This is a genomic window from Streptomyces sp. NBC_00045, assembly GCF_045041095.1.
Taxonomy (GTDB): domain Bacteria; phylum Actinomycetota; class Actinomycetes; order Streptomycetales; family Streptomycetaceae; genus Streptomyces.
This window is the reverse complement of the sequence record NZ_CP108271.1, coordinates 3,203,057-3,221,838: the sequence shown is the minus strand read 5'-3', so window position 1 is coordinate 3,221,838 and position 18,782 is coordinate 3,203,057. Positions and strand designations below refer to the sequence as shown.

The 18,782-nt window shown below is 71.9% G+C and carries 17 protein-coding genes and 1 tRNA gene; 12 read left to right on the top strand and 6 right to left on the bottom strand.

What is annotated here, in order from left to right:
- Nucleotides 1-98: 98 nt before the first annotated feature.
- The 4 genes from mycP to OHA65_RS15110 all read left to right on the top strand — a co-directional run bounded on the left by mycP (nucleotide 99) and on the right by OHA65_RS15110 (nucleotide 4,853).
- A complete protein-coding gene (mycP, locus tag OHA65_RS15125; RefSeq protein ID WP_405761997.1) occupies nucleotides 99-1,322 on the top strand; it encodes a type VII secretion-associated serine protease mycosin in 1,224 nt (407 codons plus the stop codon).
- Between the two features lie 25 nt (nucleotides 1,323-1,347).
- Nucleotides 1,348-1,788, top strand: coding sequence for a hypothetical protein (locus OHA65_RS15120; protein ID WP_405761996.1), 441 nt, complete (start codon nucleotides 1,348-1,350; stop codon nucleotides 1,786-1,788).
- A gap of 9 nt (nucleotides 1,789-1,797) precedes the next feature.
- A complete protein-coding gene (locus OHA65_RS15115) occupies nucleotides 1,798-4,140 on the top strand; it encodes a hypothetical protein (protein ID WP_405761995.1) in 2,343 nt (780 codons plus the stop codon).
- 65 nt (nucleotides 4,141-4,205) lie between these two features.
- The gene (locus tag OHA65_RS15110) at nucleotides 4,206-4,853 is read left to right on the top strand and encodes a hypothetical protein (RefSeq protein ID WP_327283642.1); all 648 of its coding nucleotides are present in this window, start codon (nucleotides 4,206-4,208) and stop codon (nucleotides 4,851-4,853) included.
- A 42-nt stretch (nucleotides 4,854-4,895) separates the two neighbouring features.
- Here OHA65_RS15110 and OHA65_RS15105 read toward each other — a convergent pair.
- Nucleotides 4,896-4,967 (bottom strand) — tRNA-Cys (locus tag OHA65_RS15105).
- Between the two features lie 179 nt (nucleotides 4,968-5,146).
- Between OHA65_RS15105 and OHA65_RS15100 the strand changes: the two genes are divergently transcribed.
- The 6 genes from OHA65_RS15100 (at nucleotide 5,147) to OHA65_RS15075 (ending at nucleotide 11,377) form a co-directional block, all read left to right on the top strand.
- Nucleotides 5,147-6,616 carry an MFS transporter gene (locus OHA65_RS15100; RefSeq protein WP_405761994.1) on the top strand — a complete coding sequence of 490 codons (1,470 nt, stop codon included), beginning with the start codon at nucleotides 5,147-5,149 and terminating at the stop codon, nucleotides 6,614-6,616.
- Nucleotides 6,617-6,869: 253 nt separating this feature from the next.
- Nucleotides 6,870-7,070 carry a hypothetical protein gene (locus tag OHA65_RS15095; protein WP_327283640.1) on the top strand — a complete coding sequence of 67 codons (201 nt, stop codon included), beginning with the start codon at nucleotides 6,870-6,872 and terminating at the stop codon, nucleotides 7,068-7,070.
- The gene (locus tag OHA65_RS15090; protein ID WP_327283639.1) at nucleotides 7,067-7,453 is read left to right on the top strand and encodes a type II toxin-antitoxin system death-on-curing family toxin; all 387 of its coding nucleotides are present in this window, start codon (nucleotides 7,067-7,069) and stop codon (nucleotides 7,451-7,453) included. Before OHA65_RS15095 ends, OHA65_RS15090 begins: the two co-directional genes overlap by 4 nt.
- Before the next feature lie 117 nt (nucleotides 7,454-7,570).
- Nucleotides 7,571-9,355: a DEAD/DEAH box helicase gene (locus tag OHA65_RS15085; RefSeq protein WP_327283638.1), complete on the top strand. Its 1,785-nt coding sequence runs from the start codon at nucleotides 7,571-7,573 to the stop codon at nucleotides 9,353-9,355.
- 469 nt (nucleotides 9,356-9,824) lie between these two features.
- Complete coding sequence (locus tag OHA65_RS15080; protein WP_054222485.1) at nucleotides 9,825-10,466, top strand: IclR family transcriptional regulator; 642 nt, start codon at nucleotides 9,825-9,827, stop codon at nucleotides 10,464-10,466.
- Between the two features lie 113 nt (nucleotides 10,467-10,579).
- Nucleotides 10,580-11,377, top strand: a complete 798-nt coding sequence (locus tag OHA65_RS15075) for a S16 family serine protease (RefSeq protein WP_327283637.1) — start codon at nucleotides 10,580-10,582, stop codon at nucleotides 11,375-11,377.
- On the opposite strand, the gene OHA65_RS15070 is transcribed toward OHA65_RS15075, so the two are convergent.
- The 4 genes from OHA65_RS15070 to OHA65_RS15055 form a co-directional block, all read right to left on the bottom strand.
- Complete coding sequence (locus OHA65_RS15070) at nucleotides 11,310-12,647, bottom strand: MFS transporter (RefSeq protein ID WP_327283636.1); 1,338 nt, start codon at nucleotides 12,645-12,647, stop codon at nucleotides 11,310-11,312. The two genes, OHA65_RS15075 and OHA65_RS15070, sit on opposite strands and share 68 nt — an antisense overlap.
- On the bottom strand, nucleotides 12,644-12,895 hold the full coding sequence (locus OHA65_RS15065; protein ID WP_327283635.1) for a hypothetical protein: 252 nt from the start codon (nucleotides 12,893-12,895) through the stop codon (nucleotides 12,644-12,646). Before OHA65_RS15065 ends, OHA65_RS15070 begins: the two co-directional genes overlap by 4 nt.
- Nucleotides 12,896-12,999: 104 nt before the next feature.
- Entirely contained in the window at nucleotides 13,000-13,647 is a 648-nt protein-coding gene (locus OHA65_RS15060) for a winged helix-turn-helix domain-containing protein (RefSeq protein WP_328762892.1), read from the bottom strand.
- A 76-nt stretch (nucleotides 13,648-13,723) separates the two neighbouring features.
- Nucleotides 13,724-14,194, bottom strand: a complete 471-nt coding sequence (locus OHA65_RS15055) for an Lrp/AsnC family transcriptional regulator (RefSeq protein ID WP_030299924.1) — start codon at nucleotides 14,192-14,194, stop codon at nucleotides 13,724-13,726.
- 134 nt (nucleotides 14,195-14,328) lie between these two features.
- Between OHA65_RS15055 and hppD the strand changes: the two genes are divergently transcribed.
- The gene (gene hppD / locus OHA65_RS15050) at nucleotides 14,329-15,483 is read left to right on the top strand and encodes a 4-hydroxyphenylpyruvate dioxygenase (protein ID WP_327283633.1); all 1,155 of its coding nucleotides are present in this window, start codon (nucleotides 14,329-14,331) and stop codon (nucleotides 15,481-15,483) included.
- A gap of 195 nt (nucleotides 15,484-15,678) precedes the next feature.
- On the opposite strand, the gene OHA65_RS15045 is transcribed toward hppD, so the two are convergent.
- Entirely contained in the window at nucleotides 15,679-17,226 is a 1,548-nt protein-coding gene (locus tag OHA65_RS15045) for a tetratricopeptide repeat protein (protein ID WP_328762890.1), read from the bottom strand.
- A gap of 105 nt (nucleotides 17,227-17,331) precedes the next feature.
- Between OHA65_RS15045 and OHA65_RS15040 the strand changes: the two genes are divergently transcribed.
- Nucleotides 17,332-18,714 (top strand): FAD-linked oxidase C-terminal domain-containing protein, encoded by a 1,383-nt coding sequence (locus OHA65_RS15040; RefSeq protein WP_327285659.1) that lies wholly within the window; start codon nucleotides 17,332-17,334, stop codon nucleotides 18,712-18,714.
- Nucleotides 18,715-18,782: the final 68 nt, after the last annotated feature.

The following is an 18,782-nucleotide window of genomic DNA, read 5'->3' as shown; positions in this document are numbered from 1 at the left end:
GTCTCCTCCTGGCCGGGGTCGCCGCGATCCCGGCCCACGCGGACGGCGGGGCCGTCGTCGCTGTTGTCGTTCGGCGCAGGAACGCCTAACGTCACCCGATGCGGATGCGCCGGACGACCTCGGCCCTGGTGGGCCTGCTGCTGGCCGGGGTCGGCGCGGCTCCGGCCGCCCAGGCCCGGTCGGCTCGGCCGGAGCAGTGGCATCTCGGTGCCATGCACGCCGACGACATCTGGCAGATCAGCACCGGTCGAGGCGTCACCGTCGCCGTCATAGACACCGGCGTCGGCCGGATCCCCGAGCTCGACGGCCAGGTGGTCCGGGGCAAGGACTTCTCCCACGGCTACGACGGCGACGAGCGCACCGACTACGGCGATCACGGCACCGGTATCGCCGCCCTGATCGCCGGTACGGGCAAGCGCCCGTCCGGCGACGGGGCGTTCGGGCTGGCTCCCGGGGCCAAGATCCTTCCGTTGCGCGTCTCCGAGGGCGGCGGGAACCTCCGCCTCCACCAGTCGATAGCCGAGGCGATCCGCTTCGCGGCGGACTCGGACGCCAAGGTCCTGAACATCTCCTTCGGCGGGCCGGGCGAGAGCGGGGAGCTCGACGCCGCCGTCAGATACGCCCTGGACAAGGGCAAGTTGATCTTCTCCTCGGTCGGCAACGACGGGGAGGGACCCAACGAGGTCATGTACCCCTCCGGCTCGCCCGGAGTGGTCGGCGTCTCGGCCGTCGGCGCGGACGATGCAGCGACCGAGGAGTCCCAGCACGGCCCGCAGGTCGACCTGGCAGCCCCCGGTGTCGACATCGTCACCGGCTGCGCCGACGAGGCTGACTCCGGCGCGAGCTTCTGCAGTCACCACGGCACCAGCGACGCCACCGCCCTCGCCTCCGCGTCGGCCGCCCTGATCTGGTCCGCCCACCCCGACTGGACCGGCAACCAGGTCCTGCGGGTGCTGCTGAACACCGCCGGCAAGCCCGACGGCGGTGAGCGCGACGACCACGTCGGCTACGGCGTCGTACGCCCCCGCACCGCCCTCCTCGCCCCCGACGCACCCGGAGGCCCCGATGCCCCCGGCCCCGACGCGTCCGGAGGCCGCAACGCCCCCGGAGACCCCGGTCCCGCGGACGTCTACCCACTCCCCGACCTCGCGGCGGCCGAGGTGGCGGGCGCGTCCGCCGCGCTCGCCCCGGCGTACGCCGCTCACGCGCAGAACAAGACAATCGGCGGCCGGCTCCTTCCCTGGGCCGTCCTCGGGATGGGAGCCTGCCTCCTCGTCGCCGGGGCCGTAACCACAGCCGCAGTTCAACGTGTTAGACGCTGATGTGACACAAGGAGAAAAGCACGCGATGTCGTTCGACGAGGAATGGTCCACCGCGCGAGCCACCGCCGCGGCCAACGTCTCGATGCGACTCGATCACGTACCCGCCGACCCGGGCGGGGGCGGTGGCGGCGGGAGCGGCGGGAGCGGCGATCTTGAGATCAACCAGGACCACATCGGCGCCATCGGCTCCGAGGCCTACAAGTTGCACACCCGCCTCCTGACCGACGGCAAGCACGCCGCGACGGCTTCGGCCGAGGCGGCCGGTGCGCTCACCAAGGAGGGCTTCGCCGGGGGTGCTGCGCTGGCCAAGGTCAGCGCCACGTGGGAGAGCCAGGTGAAGACGCTGGTGGCCGCCTGCGCGACCATCTCCAACGGTCTCAACTACTCGCTCTCCTCCCACGCCAAGGAGGAGCAGCAGCTCCACGCCGACTTCACGGCCTCCGCCATCGACACGTACTTGAAGTAGGCGCCCACGATGCTGACGTACGAGAACGTGCTCAACGCCCCCGTCGACAAGCTCCAGACGGCCGTCACCGACTGGAAGGCGATGGCCGACAAGCTCGACGAACTCGCCGAGTCGGCCCGCAACGGGATGAAGGCGAAGTCCGACAAGGCCCGGTGGAGCGGCGTCACCGCCGGTGTGGCGCGAGGGTTCGTCGACAAGACGGCCAAGGAGTTCGAGGACGCGGCGAAGGAGGCCAAGGGCGTCCACACGGCCCTGACCGAGGGACTCGCCGTCTTCAAGGCCTCCAAGGAGCAACTGCAGAAGATCGCGACCGAGGAGGCGCCGGCGGCCGGCTTCCAGGTCGGTGCCGAAGGCAAGGTCACCGCCACCCCGCTCGCCACCGAGGCCGACCGCAACGCGGCCCGCCACGATCCGGACTACCAGCAGTCCATCCGGGAGAACCGCGGGCTGTGGCAGAAGAAGATCGACGACATCGTCGACAACTGCGACGACGTCGACCAGTCGCTGGCCCGCACGCTGGCCGCGAACGTCACCGACGGCCACGACTTCAGCGGGCCCACGTACGCGAGCCTCGTCGCGGAGCAGGCCGGCCGTGCCGCAGACCTGGCCAAGAAGGGGCGTGACCTGACGCACGCCGAACTCGTCGAGCTCAACGAGCTGCTGGCGGACAACGCCAAGGTCCCCGAATTCTCCAAGGACTTCTACACGGCCCTCGGACCCAAGGGCGCGCTCCAGTTCTTCGGGTACATGGCCACCGACACCTACGACTACTCGAAGCTCGACGAACAGCGCCTCAAGGACGTCCAGGAGCTCCAGAAGAACCTGGGCCTCAACCTGGCCACGGCCACGAACTCGAAGAACGAGCCGCACCTGCCCGACAGCTTCGCGCAGGACCTGCGCAAGCTGGGCACGCAGCACATCCCGCTCGCCAGGTACGACCAGAACCCGCCGTACGGGTACCAGCTGCTCGGCGGCATCATGCGGTACGGGAACTACGACCCGAAGTTCCTGGTCCCCATCGCCGAGCACGCCACGCAGATCCACGCCAAGGACCCGGACTTCTTCAACGGGACGCGGCAGCTGAACGGCTACGGCAAGAACCTCTTCAACCCCTCGGGGACCAACGGCGCCGGCTACGACCCGGTGGTCAGCTTCCTGGAGGCCCTGGGCCACAGCCCGGAGGCGGCCCAGCAGTTCTTCGACCCCGAACGGTCGCCGCACGCGTACAACCAGGACGGCACGGAGAAGTCCGGGGCGGCCGATCTGGGCAAGGGCGCGGACAAGAAGCCGATCAAGGGCTACCTCGACTTCTTCGGCAACGCGAAGTACGACTTCACCATCGACATGGAGGGCACGAACCCGGACGACCTGAAGAAGGTCCAGCAGTACATGCCGGACGCCCTGGGCCACGCCCTGGAAGCGGCGACCCTGGGCCACGCCTGGGACGACCCGGCGCCCAGGCTGGAACGCGACGACGTCTCTTCGCGCATCATGCAGGAGGTCGTCTCCAAATACGGTGGCGATGCGGCGCTGCTGAAGAACCAGGAGTCGATGGCGGACAGTCTCGGGCGCATGGGGGCCGGTTACATCGATGACCTGAACGGGGCTCTGAACGGCAACAACTCCAAGAGCGTCTTCGTGCGGGCTGCCGACGGCCATGCGCTGTTCGATCAGGAGCAGGCCCGTAAATTCCTCAGCAGCCTGGGCCAGCATCCCGATTCCTGGCTCACGATGTCGCGCGCGGAGTCGATCTTTCAGGCCTCCGTGCTGGAGAGCCAGGTGGGCGCGGACGGAAAGCTCAACCAGAGCGGCCTGATGGAGGCGGCGCGAGCGGGCGGGGAGTTCCAGGGGATCCTGGACGAGTCCCGCGGCAAACAGATCGATGCCGACGCGGAGAAGTGGCTCAAGGACTACGACCGAGCCCTGGAGAAGCGCTCGGGCTGGATCGAGTTCGGCACCACCGCGGGAATCGCGGCCGGTGTCGCGTTCCTGCCGGCCACCGCCCTGGCGGCGGGTGCAGCCGCCGTGATCGTGCCGCTCGCCGTCGACACCGGAAGCGGGGTGCTGGAGCAGGCCGCGAGCGGGCTCGTCAGCGATTGGTCGGACGCGGAGTCGGAGCGCAAGAAGGACAAGATCGAAGGCAAGGCCCACGACGACAAGGCGAGCGTGTACCAAGAAGGCGAACGTCAGTCCCGAGGGCCCGTGGACCACTTCCTGGAGCGGCACCCGGTCAGCGACGACGACCCGCTGGACGAGGTCCTGAGGCAGTCGTCGATGACCGGCTACAACACGGGCTGGGGCCTTGAGCGGCACACCGGCAACGAGTCCCAGACGAAGAAGCCCGGCGAGTGAAGCGGCGGCGCGCAAGTTCGGGGCGGCAACGGGCGCGGCGTGGCGGTGTAGCGCTGGGGACGACGGTGGCAGCCGTTCTCGTGGTCGGATGCGGCGGGGACGAACAGGACGGTCAACCGGTCCGCCTCTCCGCAGCCGAGGTGTGCCGTGACGGCCTCCTGAACACGGGCGCCGCACGCGGGGTCGAGCTGCTCACCGGAGCCTCCGAATTCGATCCGCCGCGCAAGGGTGCCGTTGAGAGCGTGGTGGCGGTGGCAGAGCACCTGTCCGGCGGCTATGCCGCGATCGGCGCCTCCAAGGGCGGCACGGTCTGCGAGGCGGTGCCGTTCGACACGACGAACAGGCGACGTCTGTCGGTGTCGTTCGAGATCCAGCACGAATCGCAGCGGACGGGAGAGGGGAGCGAGCAGGGAAAGGGTTTCTACTGGGAGTACGAACTGGGCCGAAACGCCCTCGTCCTCTCCGACCAGGCTCACCTGTTCTTCGATTGCGCTGGCACTCGCCTCGCCGGACCCGACACCGCGGTGCCGGTCAAGGTGGGTGTCAGTCTCTCGTCCGGGTCCAAAGGGGACGAGCCGTCCCTGCGGGAAGCCAACCTTGCCATCGCGCACTCCGCTGCTCTCGCGATGAGCCGGGAGCTGGGGTGCAGGGACAACGGTGGTCTGCCGGCCGTGTTGGTCGTCAAGCAGAAGGCCGCCAAGACGACGCAATGAAGGGAAGGCCGCTCAGACGGGGTCTGAGCGGCCTTCCCGGAGAAGCCGTGGCGGGAATTGAACCCGCGTGCCTCGCTTTGCAGGCGAGTCCCTCAACCACTCGGGCACACGGCTGTGGGGTGGTGATGGCATGACCGTACGGGCGGGGGCGGGGGGTTGGAAGGGGGGTGGCCGGGGTGCAATGTGACTGCCATACCGCGTTCACAGTTCTCGGGGCCTAGGACTCGCGGACGAGTGCGGGATCCGTCGAATTGACAGGGGTGCAACCGGGCCACGGGCCTTACCCTGGGGCGATGAGTGCCCTTGAGCCCCGCGTGCCACAGCGCAGTGTGCCCGTTCCGCCCCAGCCGCAGGACGGGATCCTGGGGTCCGCGTACCGGACGCTCAGCATCGGGATCATCTCCGTCATCTTCCTCATCGCGTTCGAGGCGACCGCCGTGGGCACCGCCATGCCCGTTGCCGCCCGGGAGCTGGACGGGATCGCGCTCTACGCCTTCGCCTTCTCCGCGTACTTCACCACCAGCCTCTTCGGCATGGTGTTGTCCGGGCAGTGGGCCGACCGGCAGGGGCCGTTGCGGCCGCTGACCGTCGGGATCGGGGCCTTCGCCGCCGGGCTGGTGTGCGCCGGGACCGCCGGGGACATGTGGGTGTTCGTCCTGGGGCGGGCCGTGCAGGGGTTCGGGGGCGGGCTCGTCATCGTCGCGCTGTACGTCGTGGTCAGCCGCGCGTACGAGGAGCGGCTGCGGCCCGCGATCATGGCCGCCTTCGCCGCGAGTTGGGTGGTGCCGTCCATCGTCGGGCCGCTGGCCGCGGGGACCGTGACCGAGCACCTCGGCTGGCGCTGGGTGTTCCTCGGGATACCGGGCCTGGTGGTCGTGCCGCTCGTCGTCGCGCTGCCCGCGATACGGCGGACCGCGTCGGGGCCGGTGGACACGGGCGCGCCGCCCGCGGCATTCGACCGGCGGCGGATCCGGCTGGCCTTCGGGATCTCGTTCGGGGCGGGGCTGCTCCAGTACGCCGCGCAGGACCTGCGGTGGCTGTCGTTGCTGCCGGCCGTCGCGGGTGCGGCGCTGCTGGTGCCCGCCGTACGGGGGCTGCTGCCGCGCGGGACGTACCTGGCGCGGCGCGGGTTGCCTTCGGTAGTGCTGCTGCGCGGCGTGGCCGCGGGGTCGTTCATCGCGGCGGAGAGCTTCGTGCCGCTGATGCTGGTCACCCAGCGGGGGCTGAGTCCGACGCTGGCCGGGTTCTCGCTCGCGGCGGGCGGGCTGACGTGGGCGGGCGGCTCGTGGTTGCAGTCCAAGGGGCGGATGGCGCCGTACCGGGAGCGGCTGATGGTGCTGGGGATGGTGTTCGTCGCCGCCGCCATCGCGGCCGCGCCGGCGGTGCTGATCCAGTCGGTGCCGGTGTGGACGCTGGCGCTGGCCTGGGCGGTGGGCTGCCTCGGGATGGGACTGGTGATCGGGTCGACGAGCGTGCTGCTGCTGGAGCTGTCCGCGCCGGAGGAGGCCGGGGCCAATTCCGCCGCGCTGCAGATCTCCGACGCGCTGGCCAACGTGGTGCTGCTCGCGGCCGGCGGCGCCGCGTTCGCCGTGCTGGGCGGGGGCGCGGTGGGGGCCGGCCACGGTGTGTCGGAGGGCGCGGGCGGGTCCGCGCACCCCGCCGCCTTCGTGGTGGTGTTCCTGCCGATGGCTTGCGTGGCGCTGGTGGGAGCCTGGGTCGCGACCCGGCTGGACCCGCCGACCGTCAACCCCGCGAAGCCCTGAGCCCGCCCGACCCCGCCCGATCCGCCCGAGCTGCCCGTCCGGCCCCGCCCGATCCGCCCGAGCTGCCCGTCCGGCTCCGCGCGATCCGCCCGTCTGGTCTTGCCCGAGCCGACCGTCCGGCCCCGCGCGTCCGGCCTCGCCCCGGCGGTCCCGGCGCCCGCTCATGTGCGCCCGCCCGACCCCGAGGCGCGTTCCCGCCCCGCTCCGTGGAAATCGCCTGACCCGGGACCCGGCAGCCCGTAGGGTCGGGCGCGTGACCGAGCTGATCATCCACCTCTCCGACGCCGAGTGCGCGGAGCTCGCCGACCTGGCCGACGCGACCGGCCACACCCCCGAGGAGTACGCCCTGGCCGCAGTGCGCGATCGGCTGCGCGCCGAGCGCGAGGCCGTCGCAGGGCAGGCCCGGCGGCTGGCCGAGCGGCACGCCGCCCTCCTGGAGAGGCTCGGCGCATGAGCACCGTCCGCCACCTCACCCTGGCCGAGGTCACCGACCTGGCCGGCCCGGCCTGCCTGGCCAACGGGCAGCAGGTGGAGCTGCGCGCCCCCGGACTGCTGGAGTCGGCAGTGCACCGGCCGAGGGCCCGCATGTTCGGGACCCCGGCCTACGAGGACCTGTACGAGCAGGCCGCCGCGCTGCTGCACGGGATCGCGATCAACCACCCCCTCGTCGACGGGAACAAGCGCACCGCCTGGCTCGCCGCCGCGACCTTCCTCGCCGTGAACGGAGTGGATCTCGGGAGCGTCGACCAGGACGCCGCGTACGAGCTGGTCATCGATGTCGCGGCCGGCGCCGAGGCCGATGTGGCGCGTATCGCCCAGCGGTTGCGCCGGATGTGACGCTCGCCGCACCTGCCGAGGTCACGGGCCTGTCCCTCCGCGAGGGGCCGGCGCGCCCCGGTAGGGTGGCCCGGTTGTCCTACGTACGACCGCCACCGAGAGCCCGAACCGGAGACCGTGACTACTACCGCCTCCCACCACCTCTCACCCGCCTTCCCCGGCCGTGCCCCTTGGGGTACCGCCAGCAAGCTGCGCGCCTGGCAGCAGGGTGCGCTGGACCGGTACATCGAGACCCAGCCGCGGGACTTCCTCGCGGTCGCGACGCCCGGCGCCGGCAAGACGACCTTCGCGCTGACGCTCGCCTCCTGGCTGCTGCACCACCACGTCGTGCAGCAGGTGACCGTCGTCGCGCCGACCGAGCACCTGAAGAAGCAGTGGGCCGAAGCCGCCGCCCGGATAGGCATCCGGCTGGACCCGGAGTACTCCGCCGGGCCGCTGAGCAAGGACTACCACGGGGTCGCCGTCACGTACGCGGGTGTCGGCGTACGTCCGATGCTGCACCGCAACCGCTGCGAGCAGCGCAAGACCCTCGTCATCCTCGACGAGATCCACCACGCCGGTGACTCGAAGTCCTGGGGCGAGGCCTGCCAGGAGGCGTTCGACCCGGCGACCCGGCGGCTCGCGCTGACCGGTACCCCCTTCCGGTCCGACACCAACCCCATTCCCTTCGTCACGTACGAGGAGGGGAACGACGGGATCCGGCGGTCCTCCGCCGACTACACCTACGGATACGGGAACGCCCTGGGCGACGGCGTCGTCCGGCCCGTGATCTTCCTTTCGTACAGCGGCAACATGCGCTGGCGCACCAAGGCCGGCGACGAGATCGCCGCCCGGCTCGGCGAGCCGATGACCAAGGACGCCATCTCGCAGGCCTGGCGCACCGCGCTGGACCCGCGCGGCGACTGGATGCCGAACGTGCTGCGCGCCGCCGACCAGCGGCTGACGGAGGTCCGGAAGGGCATTCCGGACGCAGGTGGCCTGGTCATCGCCGCCGACCAGGACGCGGCGCGCGCGTACGCGAAGCTGATCCGCGAGATCACCGGCACCAAGGCCACCGTCGTGCTGTCCGACGACACCGGCGCCTCGAAGAACATCGACACCTTCAGCGCGAACAACGACCGCTGGATGGTCGCCGTCCGCATGGTGTCCGAGGGCGTCGACGTACCGCGCCTCGCGGTCGGCGTCTACGCCACGACGATTTCGACGCCCCTGTTCTTCGCGCAGGCCGTCGGGCGTTTCGTGCGTTCGCGCAGGCGCGGCGAGACGGCTTCCGTGTTCCTGCCGACCATTCCCTACCTCCTCGGCTTCGCCAACGAGATGGAGGTCGAACGCGACCACGTCCTCGACAAGCCGAAGAAGAAGGGCGACGAGGACCCCTACGCCGAGTCCGAGAAGGAGATGGACGAGGCGAACCGGCAGGAGGACGAGGACACCGGCGAGGACGAGCAGATGTCCTTCGAGGCGCTGGAGTCCGACGCCGTCTTCGACCGGGTGCTCTACGACGGCGCCGAGTTCGGCATGCAGGCGCACCCCGGCAGCGAGGAGGAGCAGGACTACCTCGGCATCCCGGGTCTGCTGGAGCCGGACCAGGTGCAGATGCTGCTCCAGAAGCGGCAGTCGCGGCAGATCGCGCACAGCCGCCGCAAGCCGGACACCGAGGCGGACCTGCTGGAGCTGCCGGCCGACCGGCGCCCGGTGGTCTCGCACAAGGAACTGCTGGAGCTGCGCAAGTCGCTGAACACGATGGTGGGCGCGTACGTCCACCAGAGCGGCAAGCCGCACGGGGTGATCCACACCGAGCTGCGCCGCGTGTGCGGCGGACCGCCGAGCGCGGAGGCCACGGCGGGGCAGCTGCGGGAGCGGATCAAGAAGGTGCAGGAGTGGGCCACCCGGATGCGGTGAGCCCACGGTCCGCCCGCCCCTGGCCGCCCCGCCCCTGACGGCCCGCGTCGACCGTTCGCACGGGCCGTTCGTACGGACCGTGGGGGCGGGGCGTGCGGAGCTTCGTACGGAAACCCGTCACGTTCCGTGTCCGTCGCGCGGGCCGAGGCCCGCGCCGCCGGGGGCGCACGACCGTGATCGGTGTCAGCGGATCGCACAGGCCCAACGGGCCGGCCGAGGTCACGAAACGACTCCCCCGGCGATCGTGAACCGACACAAAGGGGTAGTTGGCGCCCGGATTCTGGACGAGCCCTTCCGCTGAGCGGACCCGCTCGCTAATGTCCCCGCATCGAACGCCCCGTGGCAGCGCCGCCGCGGGAGCGCAGCCGGTGCCATGGCCGCTACCGGCGGCCTCTCGTGCGTCGCCGTCGGACCGGCGCCGCATCCACCCAGAGAGTCACCGCCGCTCACCGAGAGAGGGAGAGGCGTCGTGACCGCGGAAACCTCCCAGACTCTGGACCGAGGACTCAGAGTCCTCAAACTGCTTGCCGACACTGACCACGGTCTGACCGTCACCGAGCTCTCCAACCGCCTCGGTGTGAACCGCACCGTGGTCTACCGCCTGTTGGCCACCCTTGAGCAGCACGCCCTGGTCCGCCGCGACCTCGGCGGCCGGGCGCGCGTCGGGCTCGGGGTGCTGCGGCTCGGGCGGCAGGTGCACCCGCTGGTGCGCGAGGCGGCCCTGCCCGCGCTGCGGTCCCTCGCCGAGGACATAGGCGCCACCGCGCACCTGACCCTCGTCGACGGCACCGAGGCGCTCGCCGTGGCCGTCGTCGAGCCGACCTGGACCGACTACCACGTGGCCTACCGGCCCGGTTTCCGCCACCCGCTGGACCGGGGCGCGGCCGGGCGGGCCATTCTGGCCGCCCGTCAGGGCACGCTCATCGAGCCCGGGTACACGCTGACGCACGGGGAGCTCGAAGCGGGCGCCAGTGGCGCGGCAGCGCCCCTCGTGGGCATCACGGGGCTGGAGGGCAGCGTGGGCGTCGTGATGCTGGCCGACGCCGTACCGGAGCGGGTCGGCCCGCGCGTCGTGGACGCGGCCCGAGAGGTCGCCGACGCGCTGCGCTGACGCCCTTGCTCCGCAGCCCCGCGCCGACGCGGCGCGCCGAAGCCGGAGCCCCGCGCCGGTGCGTGTCGCCCGGCGGGGGCGGGGCCGCCGGGGGCGCCCGATAGATTGACCGGGTGCTCTCTCGCCTCACACGTCTGCCGCGTCCCGCCGCCCTCGCCGTCTGCGCCGTGCCCGTGCTCGGGCTGTTCGCCGCCGCGGCCTTCGCGCCGCTGCCCTTCGTGATCGCCCAGCCGGGGCTCACGGCCGACGTGCTCGGTGCCCGCGACGGCAAGCCCGTCATCTCCGTGACGGGCACCCCGACCCGGCAGACCACCGGCCAGCTCCGGATGACTACCATCCAGGCCACGGGTCCCTCCACCACGGTGAAGCTGCCCGAGCTGCTCGACGACTGGTTCGACAGCAGCCGGGCGGTCATGCCCAAGGAGGCGGTCTACCCTTCGGGCGGAAGCGACAAGGAGATCGAGGCGCACAACCTGGAGCAAATGGCCAAGTCGCAGTCGACGGCCACCCAGGCCGCCCTCGGTCACCTCCACAAGGACCCGAAGGACGTGAAGGTCGAGCTCAACCTCGCCGATGTGGGCGGCCCGAGCGCCGGCCTGCTCTTCTCCCTCGGCATCGTCGACAAGATCGACGGCGACGGCAGCGGCGGCGATCTCACCGGCGGCCGCACCATCGCCGGTACGGGCACCATCAGCGAGGACGGCAAGGTCGGCGCCGTCGGCGGCGTGGCCCTGAAGACCCAGGCCGCGCAGCGCGACGGGGCGAGCGTGTTCCTCGTACCGGAGGCGGAGTGCTCCGACGCCCGGTCGGAACTTCCGGAGGGGCTCCGGCTGATCCCCGTCACTACGCTGACGGACGCGGTGCAGGCGCTGCGTGCGCTGAACCGGGGGGAGCAGGTTCCGTCCTGCTGACCCCGGCCGGTTCCGCGGCGGGCTCCGCCGTAGGTTCCGCGGTGGGTTCCGTCGGCCGCTCCATCGTGCGCCAGGCGGGGAAGACCAGCGGTGCGAGCGTGGCCAGCAGGTACGCGCCGCCGAACAGCAGCAGCGCGCCCCTCACCCCGAACCCGTCGGCCAGCAGGCCCGCCGCGAGCCCGCCCAGCGGCATGGTCAGCTCACAGCCCGCCATCGTCACACCCGAGACGCGGCTGCGCAGCTCGTCCGGGACCCTCTCGTAGATCACGGCGGTCAGGATCGGGTTGAGGACGCCCGCGCCGAGCCCGGACAGGGCCATCGTCACCGCGAGCGGCAGCGGGGTGTCGGTGAAGGCGGCCACGGCGTACCGGGGCGCACCGCACAGCAGGAAGGCGGCCGCGTAGACGGTCCTGCGGGGGAAGCGCTCGCCCCACGCCCCGTAGAGCAGGGCGCCCAGCAGTGCGAAGCCGCCGAAGAGGGAGACGAGCAGGCCGACCGCGGTGGCGCCACCGAGGGCCTCGCGGCCGTGCACGGGCAGCAGGACGGCGGACCAGCCCTGGTCCAGGCCGTTGGTCATCATCACCATCACGGTGATGGCTGCCAGCAGGCGCGAACGGGTCAGGAAGGTCCAGCCCTCGGCCAGTTCGGCCCGGTAGCCGGCGAAGGAGGTCTTCCCAGCGCCCGGTAGCGGTTCGGCGGCCGGGACCCCGCGCAGGAAAACGGTGACCAGCAGCGCGGAGACCGCGAAGGTGGCCGAGTCCAGCAGCAGGGCGGATTCGGCGCCGAAGGCCGCGATCAGTACGCCGGCCAGCGCGGCCCCGATCATCCGGGCTCCGCGGGAGACCGCGTCGTACAGGCTCGCCGCGCGGCCCACGGTGGTGCCGGCGTGCTCGGCGAGGCTCGGCAGCAGGACGCCGCGGGCGGTCAGTCCGGGGGTGTGCACGAGGCCTCCGACGGCCATCAGCGCACAGAGCATCCAGAACTCCAGCACGCCCGCGTAGTGCAGCAGCGGGATCGCGCCGACCGACAGGGCGCAGATCAGGTCGGAGGCCGCCGAGACCCGGCGGCGGCCGATCCGGTCGATGACGGGGCCGCCGACCAGGGCGGCCACGACGACGGGCAGGGTGGCGCAGAAGGCGACGAACCCGGCCCGGCCGGCGCTGCCCGTGGTCTGGAGCACGAACCACGGGACGCCGATCAAGGTGAGCGAAGTGCCGGCTATGGAAACGGTGTTGGCGGCCAGGACGGCCGCGAGGGGCCGCCGGCTCATGCGGCGGCGTGCGGGGCGCGGGTGATCCGGGCGTGGACGTGCTCGGGCTGCATCAGACGGATCCCGGCGCCGACGAGGGCCTCGCCGATCCGGTTGCGCAGGGCGGGGGAGACGGCGAGGACCGGGGACGCCTGGGCGGCGGGGCCGCTCCCGCGGGCGAGGCGCCAGGCGGCGGCCTCGGCGGCGAGGGCGGTGGTACGGGCGGCGTGCGTCTCGGCGTGGATCTCGGCGGGCGTGAAGGCGTGCACGGCAGGACTCCTTCTGCGGGAGATGCGGGAATACGGGAGATGCGGGAAGTGCGGGAGATGCGGGGGAGGGAAGGGGATCGACCGGCGATCGGATCGGCGGCGTGCTATTCGCCGGCGCGCGGGAACGCGTGCGTGTGGAAGCGGACCATCTCGGTGCCCTCCGAGGGCGGCAGGTCGCGGTAGCCGTTGATCAGGTCGTGGACCTTGCGGATCAGTTCGAGCGCCTGGTCGGGCGTCAGGCGCAGCGTGAAGTCGCTGAGGTCCGAGGCGCGCCGCCAGTCCGGGGACCAGGTGTGTGCCGTGCCGAGCCAGGTGCTCATCTCCTGCGTGTGGATCGTCGCGATCTCGTGCAGGAAGAGGTCCGCCGCGCCACGCGTGGCCGGGTCCTCCGCGTACATCAGCTCCTCGTCGAACCGGGTGCCGTCGTGGGCGGCCCGCCACCAGCGCTCACGGCCCTTGCCGTGCTCCGGCGCGTCCTCGACGAACCCGTGCGCGGCGAGCTGGCGCAGGTGGTAGCTGGTGGCCCCGCTGGACTCCCCGAGCCGTTCCGCCAGCTGTGACGCGGTGGCGGGACCGTCGTGGCGCAGGGCGGCCAGGATGCGCATGCGCAGGGGGTGGGCGAGTCCGCGCAGGGAGCGGGCGTCGAGCGTGCGGACCTGAGGATCCGGAGGCGCCGGTGGCAGCGGTGGCTCGGGCGGCAGTGGCGGTCCAGGCGGCAGTGGTGGTTCCGGGGCTTCCGGCTCTTCGGGCATGGCACAACCGTAGAGTTGCAAAGACTTCTATGCAAGGGTTTCTTTGCAACGCCTTCTTTGGAACTACCCGGACGGCTCAGCCCTCGTGCGCCGCCTGCTCCACGAGGGGGATCACCCGCAGCGGCACCGGGTTCTCCATCACGATCGCCGTCGAGGCCCGCACGATCCCCTCGAAGCCGACGACCCGGTCGATCACCCGCTGCAGATCGGCGTTGGACCGGGCCACGAGCCGGCACAGCATGTCCCCGTGCCCCGTGGTCGTGTGCAGCTCCAGCACCTCCGGTACGCCGTTCAAGTGCGCCCGTACGTCGGCTCCTTGGCCCTGCTTGATCTCCAGCGTCGCGAACGCGGTCACCGGGTACCCGAGGGCCGCCGGGTCCACCTGGGGGCCGAAGCCGCGGATGACCCCGTTCGACTGGAGCCGGTCGAGGCGGGCCTGCACGGTGCCGCGGGCCACGCCGAGCCGGCGCGAGGCCTCCAGGACCCCGATCCGGGGCTCGCGGGCGAGCAGGACGATGAGCCGGCCGTCGAGTTCGTCGATTCCCATGGCTGCCTCCGGGCCGCTCCGCGGGGTGGTCATACTGCACAGATCTTTCAGCCATCCTCCGCCTCGGCTGGGCAGTGTGTACAGCCAAATAGGAAACTATTGCGCAGCTTGTGGATCGGCGGGACTCTGCGGTCATGACTGAGTCTCTGGCGAACCTCGAAACCATCCCCCACACCGCGCGTGAGGCCGACCCCTTCCCGGTGAAGGGCATGGACGCCGTCGTCTTCGCCGTGGGCAACGCCAAGCAGGCCGCGCACTACTACTCCACCGCGTTCGGCATGAAGCTCGTGGCCTACTCCGGACCGGAGAACGGCGTCCGCGAGACGGCCAGCTACGTCCTGACCAACGGCGCCGCGCGCTTCGTGCTGACCTCGGTCATCAAGGCGACCACGGACCACGGCCGCTTCCTCGCCGAGCACGTCGCCGACCACGGCGACGGCGTGGTCGACCTCGCGATCGAGGTCCCGGACGCGCGGGCCGCATACGCGTTCGCCGTCGAGCACGGCGCGCGCGGCCTGGACGAGCCGTACGAGGTGAAGGACGAGCACGGCACGGTCGTGCTCGCCGCCATCGCCACCTACGGCCAGACCCGCCACACGCTGGTGGAGCGCAAGGACTACACCGGCCCTTACCTGCCGGGCTACGTCGCCGTCGACCCGATGGTCGAGGCCCCGGCCAAGCGCACCTTCCAGGCCATCGACCACTGCGTGGGCAATGTCGAGCTCGGCCGGATGAACGAGTGGGTCGCGTTCTACAACAAGGTCATGGGCTTCACGAACATGAAGGAGTTCGTTGGCGACGACATCGCGACCGAGTACTCGGCGCTGATGTCGAAGGTCGTCGCGGACGGCACCCTCAAGGTCAAGTTCCCGATCAACGAGCCGGCGATCGCGAAGAAGAAGTCGCAGATCGACGAGTACCTGGAGTTCTACGGCGGCGCCGGCGTCCAGCACATCGCGCTCGCCTCCAACGACATCGTCGCGACCGTGCGGTCGATGCGGGCGGCGGGCGTGGCCTTCCTGGACACCCCCGACTCCTACTACGACACCCTCGGCGAGTGGGCCGGCGAGACCCGCGTGCCGGTGGAGACCCTGCGCGAGCTGAAGATCCTCGTCGACCGCGACGAGGACGGCTACCTGCTGCAGATCTTCACCAAGCCGGTGCAGGACCGCCCGACGGTGTTCTTCGAGATCATCGAGCGGCACGGATCGATGGGCTTCGGCAAGGGCAACTTCAAGGCCCTGTTCGAGGCGATCGAGCGCGAGCAGGCCAAGCGCGGCAACCTGTAGGTCGCGGCTCCCCGGCCCCCCCGCGCCGCTGCCGGCGCGGGGGGCCCGGCCATTGCCCCCGGCGGTCGGGCGGAGTTGTCCGCAGCGTCGTTGCAGGGGCTCCGCCCCCGGACCCCCAGCGCCTCGAACGCCGGCGGGGCCGGATCCGGCGCGGGATCCGGCGCGGCCGGGTCCGACCGGGTCCGACCGGCGGTCTCAGGTCTTGGCCGGGGGGCTCGGCTGCGGGGACGGCTTCGGTTTCGTGGCCGGCGGCTTCGGTTGCGCCGCAGCAGGCTTCGGCTTCTCCGCCTTCGGGAGTTCCGGGGCCACCCACGGGGTGCGCGGCTGCATGTTCTCCGGGCCGCCCGGCACCGGCTGGCCGATCGAGGCCAGGGCTTCCTTCGCCTGCGGAACCCGGACGGGGGAGAAGCGCGGGTTCGTCCGCAGCGCCTCCTGCAAGTGGCGGCGCGCCCCGGCGTCGTCGCCCAGGCTCCGCTCGATCATCGCCCGGTGGAACGCGAAGTCCGCGCTCCGCACCCCCCGGTCCGTCGACTTCTTCGCGTACTCCAGCGCCCCCGTGTCGTCGCCCGTCTTGTGCAGCGCCCACGCCAGCGCGTCCGCCACCTGCATGCCCTTGTGCCGCGACCACTCCTGCGTCAGCCGCCGCACCGCAACCGCCGGATCCCCGTGGTCCGCCTCGAACAGGCCGAGGACCACCGTCTCGTTCACGCCGTCCGCCGCGCCCCGTGCAGCGGCCGTGCGCAGCATGTCGTACGGGACCTTCGCCTCGTCGCCGCGTCCCAGTGCGTCCAGCAGCTCGCCCAGCTCAAGCGCCAGCCTCGGCACCTGCGCCCGGCCCAGCGCCATCCGGTAGTCCCGGACCGCCTCCCCGCCGCGGCCCAGCCCGGCCAGGGCCCTGGCCCGACCGCCCAGGGCCTCCGCCTGAGCCGGGTCCGCCCGCAGCGCGCCCTCGTACTGGCGCAGGGCCTCCGCCGCGTCCCCCCGCTCCCAGGCCAGCTCCCCGAGCCGGAACAGTACGTACGCCTTCTCCGCCGGCGACTTCGCCGCACCCCCCGCGTGCTCCATCGCCATCGTCGCGTCCTCGCGCCAGCCGCGGTCCCGGTAGACCTGCGAGGCCCGGATGAACGCCGCCAGCCCCGGCCGCAGGTCGAGCAGCTGTTCCAGCGACCGCTCGGCACCCTTGTAGTCGCCGAGGCCCGTGTACGCGTCCACCAGCACCGGGTACGCCGCCCACCGCTTCGGCGCCTGCGCCCGTACGAGCTCGCCCCATTTCTTCCCGGTACCGAAGTCGCCCCGGGCGTTGGCGAGCGTGCCCATGCCCGTCATCGCGTCGAAGTTGCCCTTCTCGGCCGGGCGGATCTCCAGCGACCGTTTCAGCGCCTTCTCGGCCTTCGGGTACCAGGCGGGCTCCGCCGTCCGGCGCGCCTGCTCCAGATAGGCCGCGCCGAGCACCGCCCAGGACGCGTCGTCCTTCGCGTGCCCCGCGACCCACTTCTCCCGGTCCGCGACGAGAGCCGTCAGGTCCACCGCCGCGGCCGGAGCCCCCATGCCGACCGCCGAGGCGGCCCGCTCGGTGGGCCCCGGCGGCCGGGCGTCGTCGCCCTGGCGGGCCGGCCGGATCAGCAGGGCCCCGGCGATCAGGACCACCGCGACCCCGGCCGCCACGAGCGTCTTGCGGCCGGTGAAGGTCACGGATGGCGCGGGCTGGTGCGCTTCCTCGTCGATACGGTCGATACGGTCCATGGGGTCACTGTGCGTCAATATGAAGAGTTCGCCGAGGTGTCCGAAGCCCGTCGCCGCCGTGTTCACACCGATGGCCCCGGGTGCCACGCTGGGCACATGGATGTCATGGACGACGATCTCTCCGTACGTCTGCGCGCGAGCCTCCTCCAGGGGCTCCCCGCCGAGGCCCTCCTCACCGACCCCGAGGTGACCGCCTCCTACGCCACCGACATGGCCAACTTCTGCGCCGCCGGCACCCCGGCGGTCGTGGTCCTGCCCCGCACCGTCGAACAGGTACAGCACGTCCTGCGCACCGCCACCGCCCTGCGGGTCCCCGTCGTCCCGCAGGGTGCCCGCACCGGCCTGTCGGGCGCCGCCAACGCCTCCGACGGCTGCATCCTGCTCTCCCTCGTCAAGATGGACCGGATCCTGGAGATCAACACCGTCGACCGCATCGCCGTCGTCGAACCCGGCGTCGTCAATGCGGTGCTCTCACGGGCCGTCGCCGAGCGGGGCCTGTCCTACCCGCCCGACCCCTCCAGCTGGGAGCAGTGCACGATCGGCGGCAACATCGGCACCGCGTCCGGCGGCCTGTGCTGCGTCAAGTACGGGGTCACCGCCGAGTACGTGCTCGGCCTGGACGTGGTCCTCGCCGACGGTCGGCTGCTGCGCACCGGCCGGCGCACGGCCAAGGGCGTCGCCGGGTACGACCTCACCCGGCTGTTCGTCGGCTCCGAAGGCAGCCTCGGCGTCGTCGTCCAGGCGGTCCTCGCCCTGCGTCCCGCGCCGCCCCGCCAGCTCGCGCTGGCCGCCGAGTTCCCCTCCGCCGCGGCCGCCTGCGCCGCCGTCTGCGCCGTCATGGAGGCCGGACTGACCCCCTCGCTGCTGGAACTGATGGACCGTACGACCGTCCGCGCCGTCAACGCCCTCGGCAAGATGGGGCTCCCCGACTCCACCGAGGCCCTCCTCCTCGCCGCCTTCGACACCCCGCACGCGCCCGACGACCTCGCCGCCGTCGGTGACCTGTGCACGGCCGCCGGGGCCACCGCCGTCGTGCCCGCCGATGACGAGGCGGAGTCCGAACTGCTGCTCCGGGCGCGCCGGATGTCGCTGACCGCGCTGGACGCCCTGCGGCCGGCGACGATGATCGACGACGTCTGCGTACCGCGCTCGCGGCTCGCCGAGATGCTGGACGGGACGGCCGCCATCGCCCGGACGTACGACCTGCTCATCGGGGTCTGTGCGCACGCCGGCGACGGCAACACCCACCCGGTGGTCTGTTTCGACCCGGCCGACGAGGACGAGACGCGGCGGGCCCGCGAGTCCTTCGACGAGATCATGGCGCTGGGGCTGTCCCTCGGCGGGACCATCACCGGCGAACACGGGGTCGGGGTGCTCAAGAAGGAGTGGCTCGCCCGTGAACTGGGGCCGGTGGGGATGGAGATGCAGCGGGCGGTCAAGCAGGCCTTCGACCCGCTCGGCCTGCTCAACCCGGGCAAGCTCTTCTGACCCTTCTGACCCTTCTGACCCTTCCGGGCCTGGTGACCGCCCGTCGGGTATGACGCGTACGGGGCGCA

What these genes read in the sequence shown, in the direction of transcription:
- mycP (WP_405761997.1), top strand. Translation starts at nt 99, where the DNA reads ATGCGGATGCGCCGGACGACCTCGGCCCTGGTGGGCCTGCTGCTGGCC.
- OHA65_RS15120 (WP_405761996.1), top strand. Translation starts at nt 1,348, where the DNA reads ATGTCGTTCGACGAGGAATGGTCCACCGCGCGAGCCACCGCCGCGGCC.
- OHA65_RS15115 (WP_405761995.1), top strand. Translation starts at nt 1,798, where the DNA reads ATGCTGACGTACGAGAACGTGCTCAACGCCCCCGTCGACAAGCTCCAG.
- OHA65_RS15100 (WP_405761994.1), top strand. Translation starts at nt 5,147, where the DNA reads ATGAGTGCCCTTGAGCCCCGCGTGCCACAGCGCAGTGTGCCCGTTCCG.
- OHA65_RS15090 (WP_327283639.1), top strand. Translation starts at nt 7,067, where the DNA reads ATGAGCACCGTCCGCCACCTCACCCTGGCCGAGGTCACCGACCTGGCC.
- OHA65_RS15070 (WP_327283636.1), bottom strand. Translation starts at nt 12,647, where the DNA reads ATGAGCCGGCGGCCCCTCGCGGCCGTCCTGGCCGCCAACACCGTTTCC.
- OHA65_RS15060 (WP_328762892.1), bottom strand. Translation starts at nt 13,647, where the DNA reads ATGCCCGAAGAGCCGGAAGCCCCGGAACCACCACTGCCGCCTGGACCG.
- OHA65_RS15055 (WP_030299924.1), bottom strand. Translation starts at nt 14,194, where the DNA reads ATGGGAATCGACGAACTCGACGGCCGGCTCATCGTCCTGCTCGCCCGC.
- hppD (WP_327283633.1), top strand. Translation starts at nt 14,329, where the DNA reads ATGACTGAGTCTCTGGCGAACCTCGAAACCATCCCCCACACCGCGCGT.
- OHA65_RS15045 (WP_328762890.1), bottom strand. Translation starts at nt 17,226, where the DNA reads ATGGACCGTATCGACCGTATCGACGAGGAAGCGCACCAGCCCGCGCCA.
- OHA65_RS15040 (WP_327285659.1), top strand. Translation starts at nt 17,332, where the DNA reads ATGGACGACGATCTCTCCGTACGTCTGCGCGCGAGCCTCCTCCAGGGG.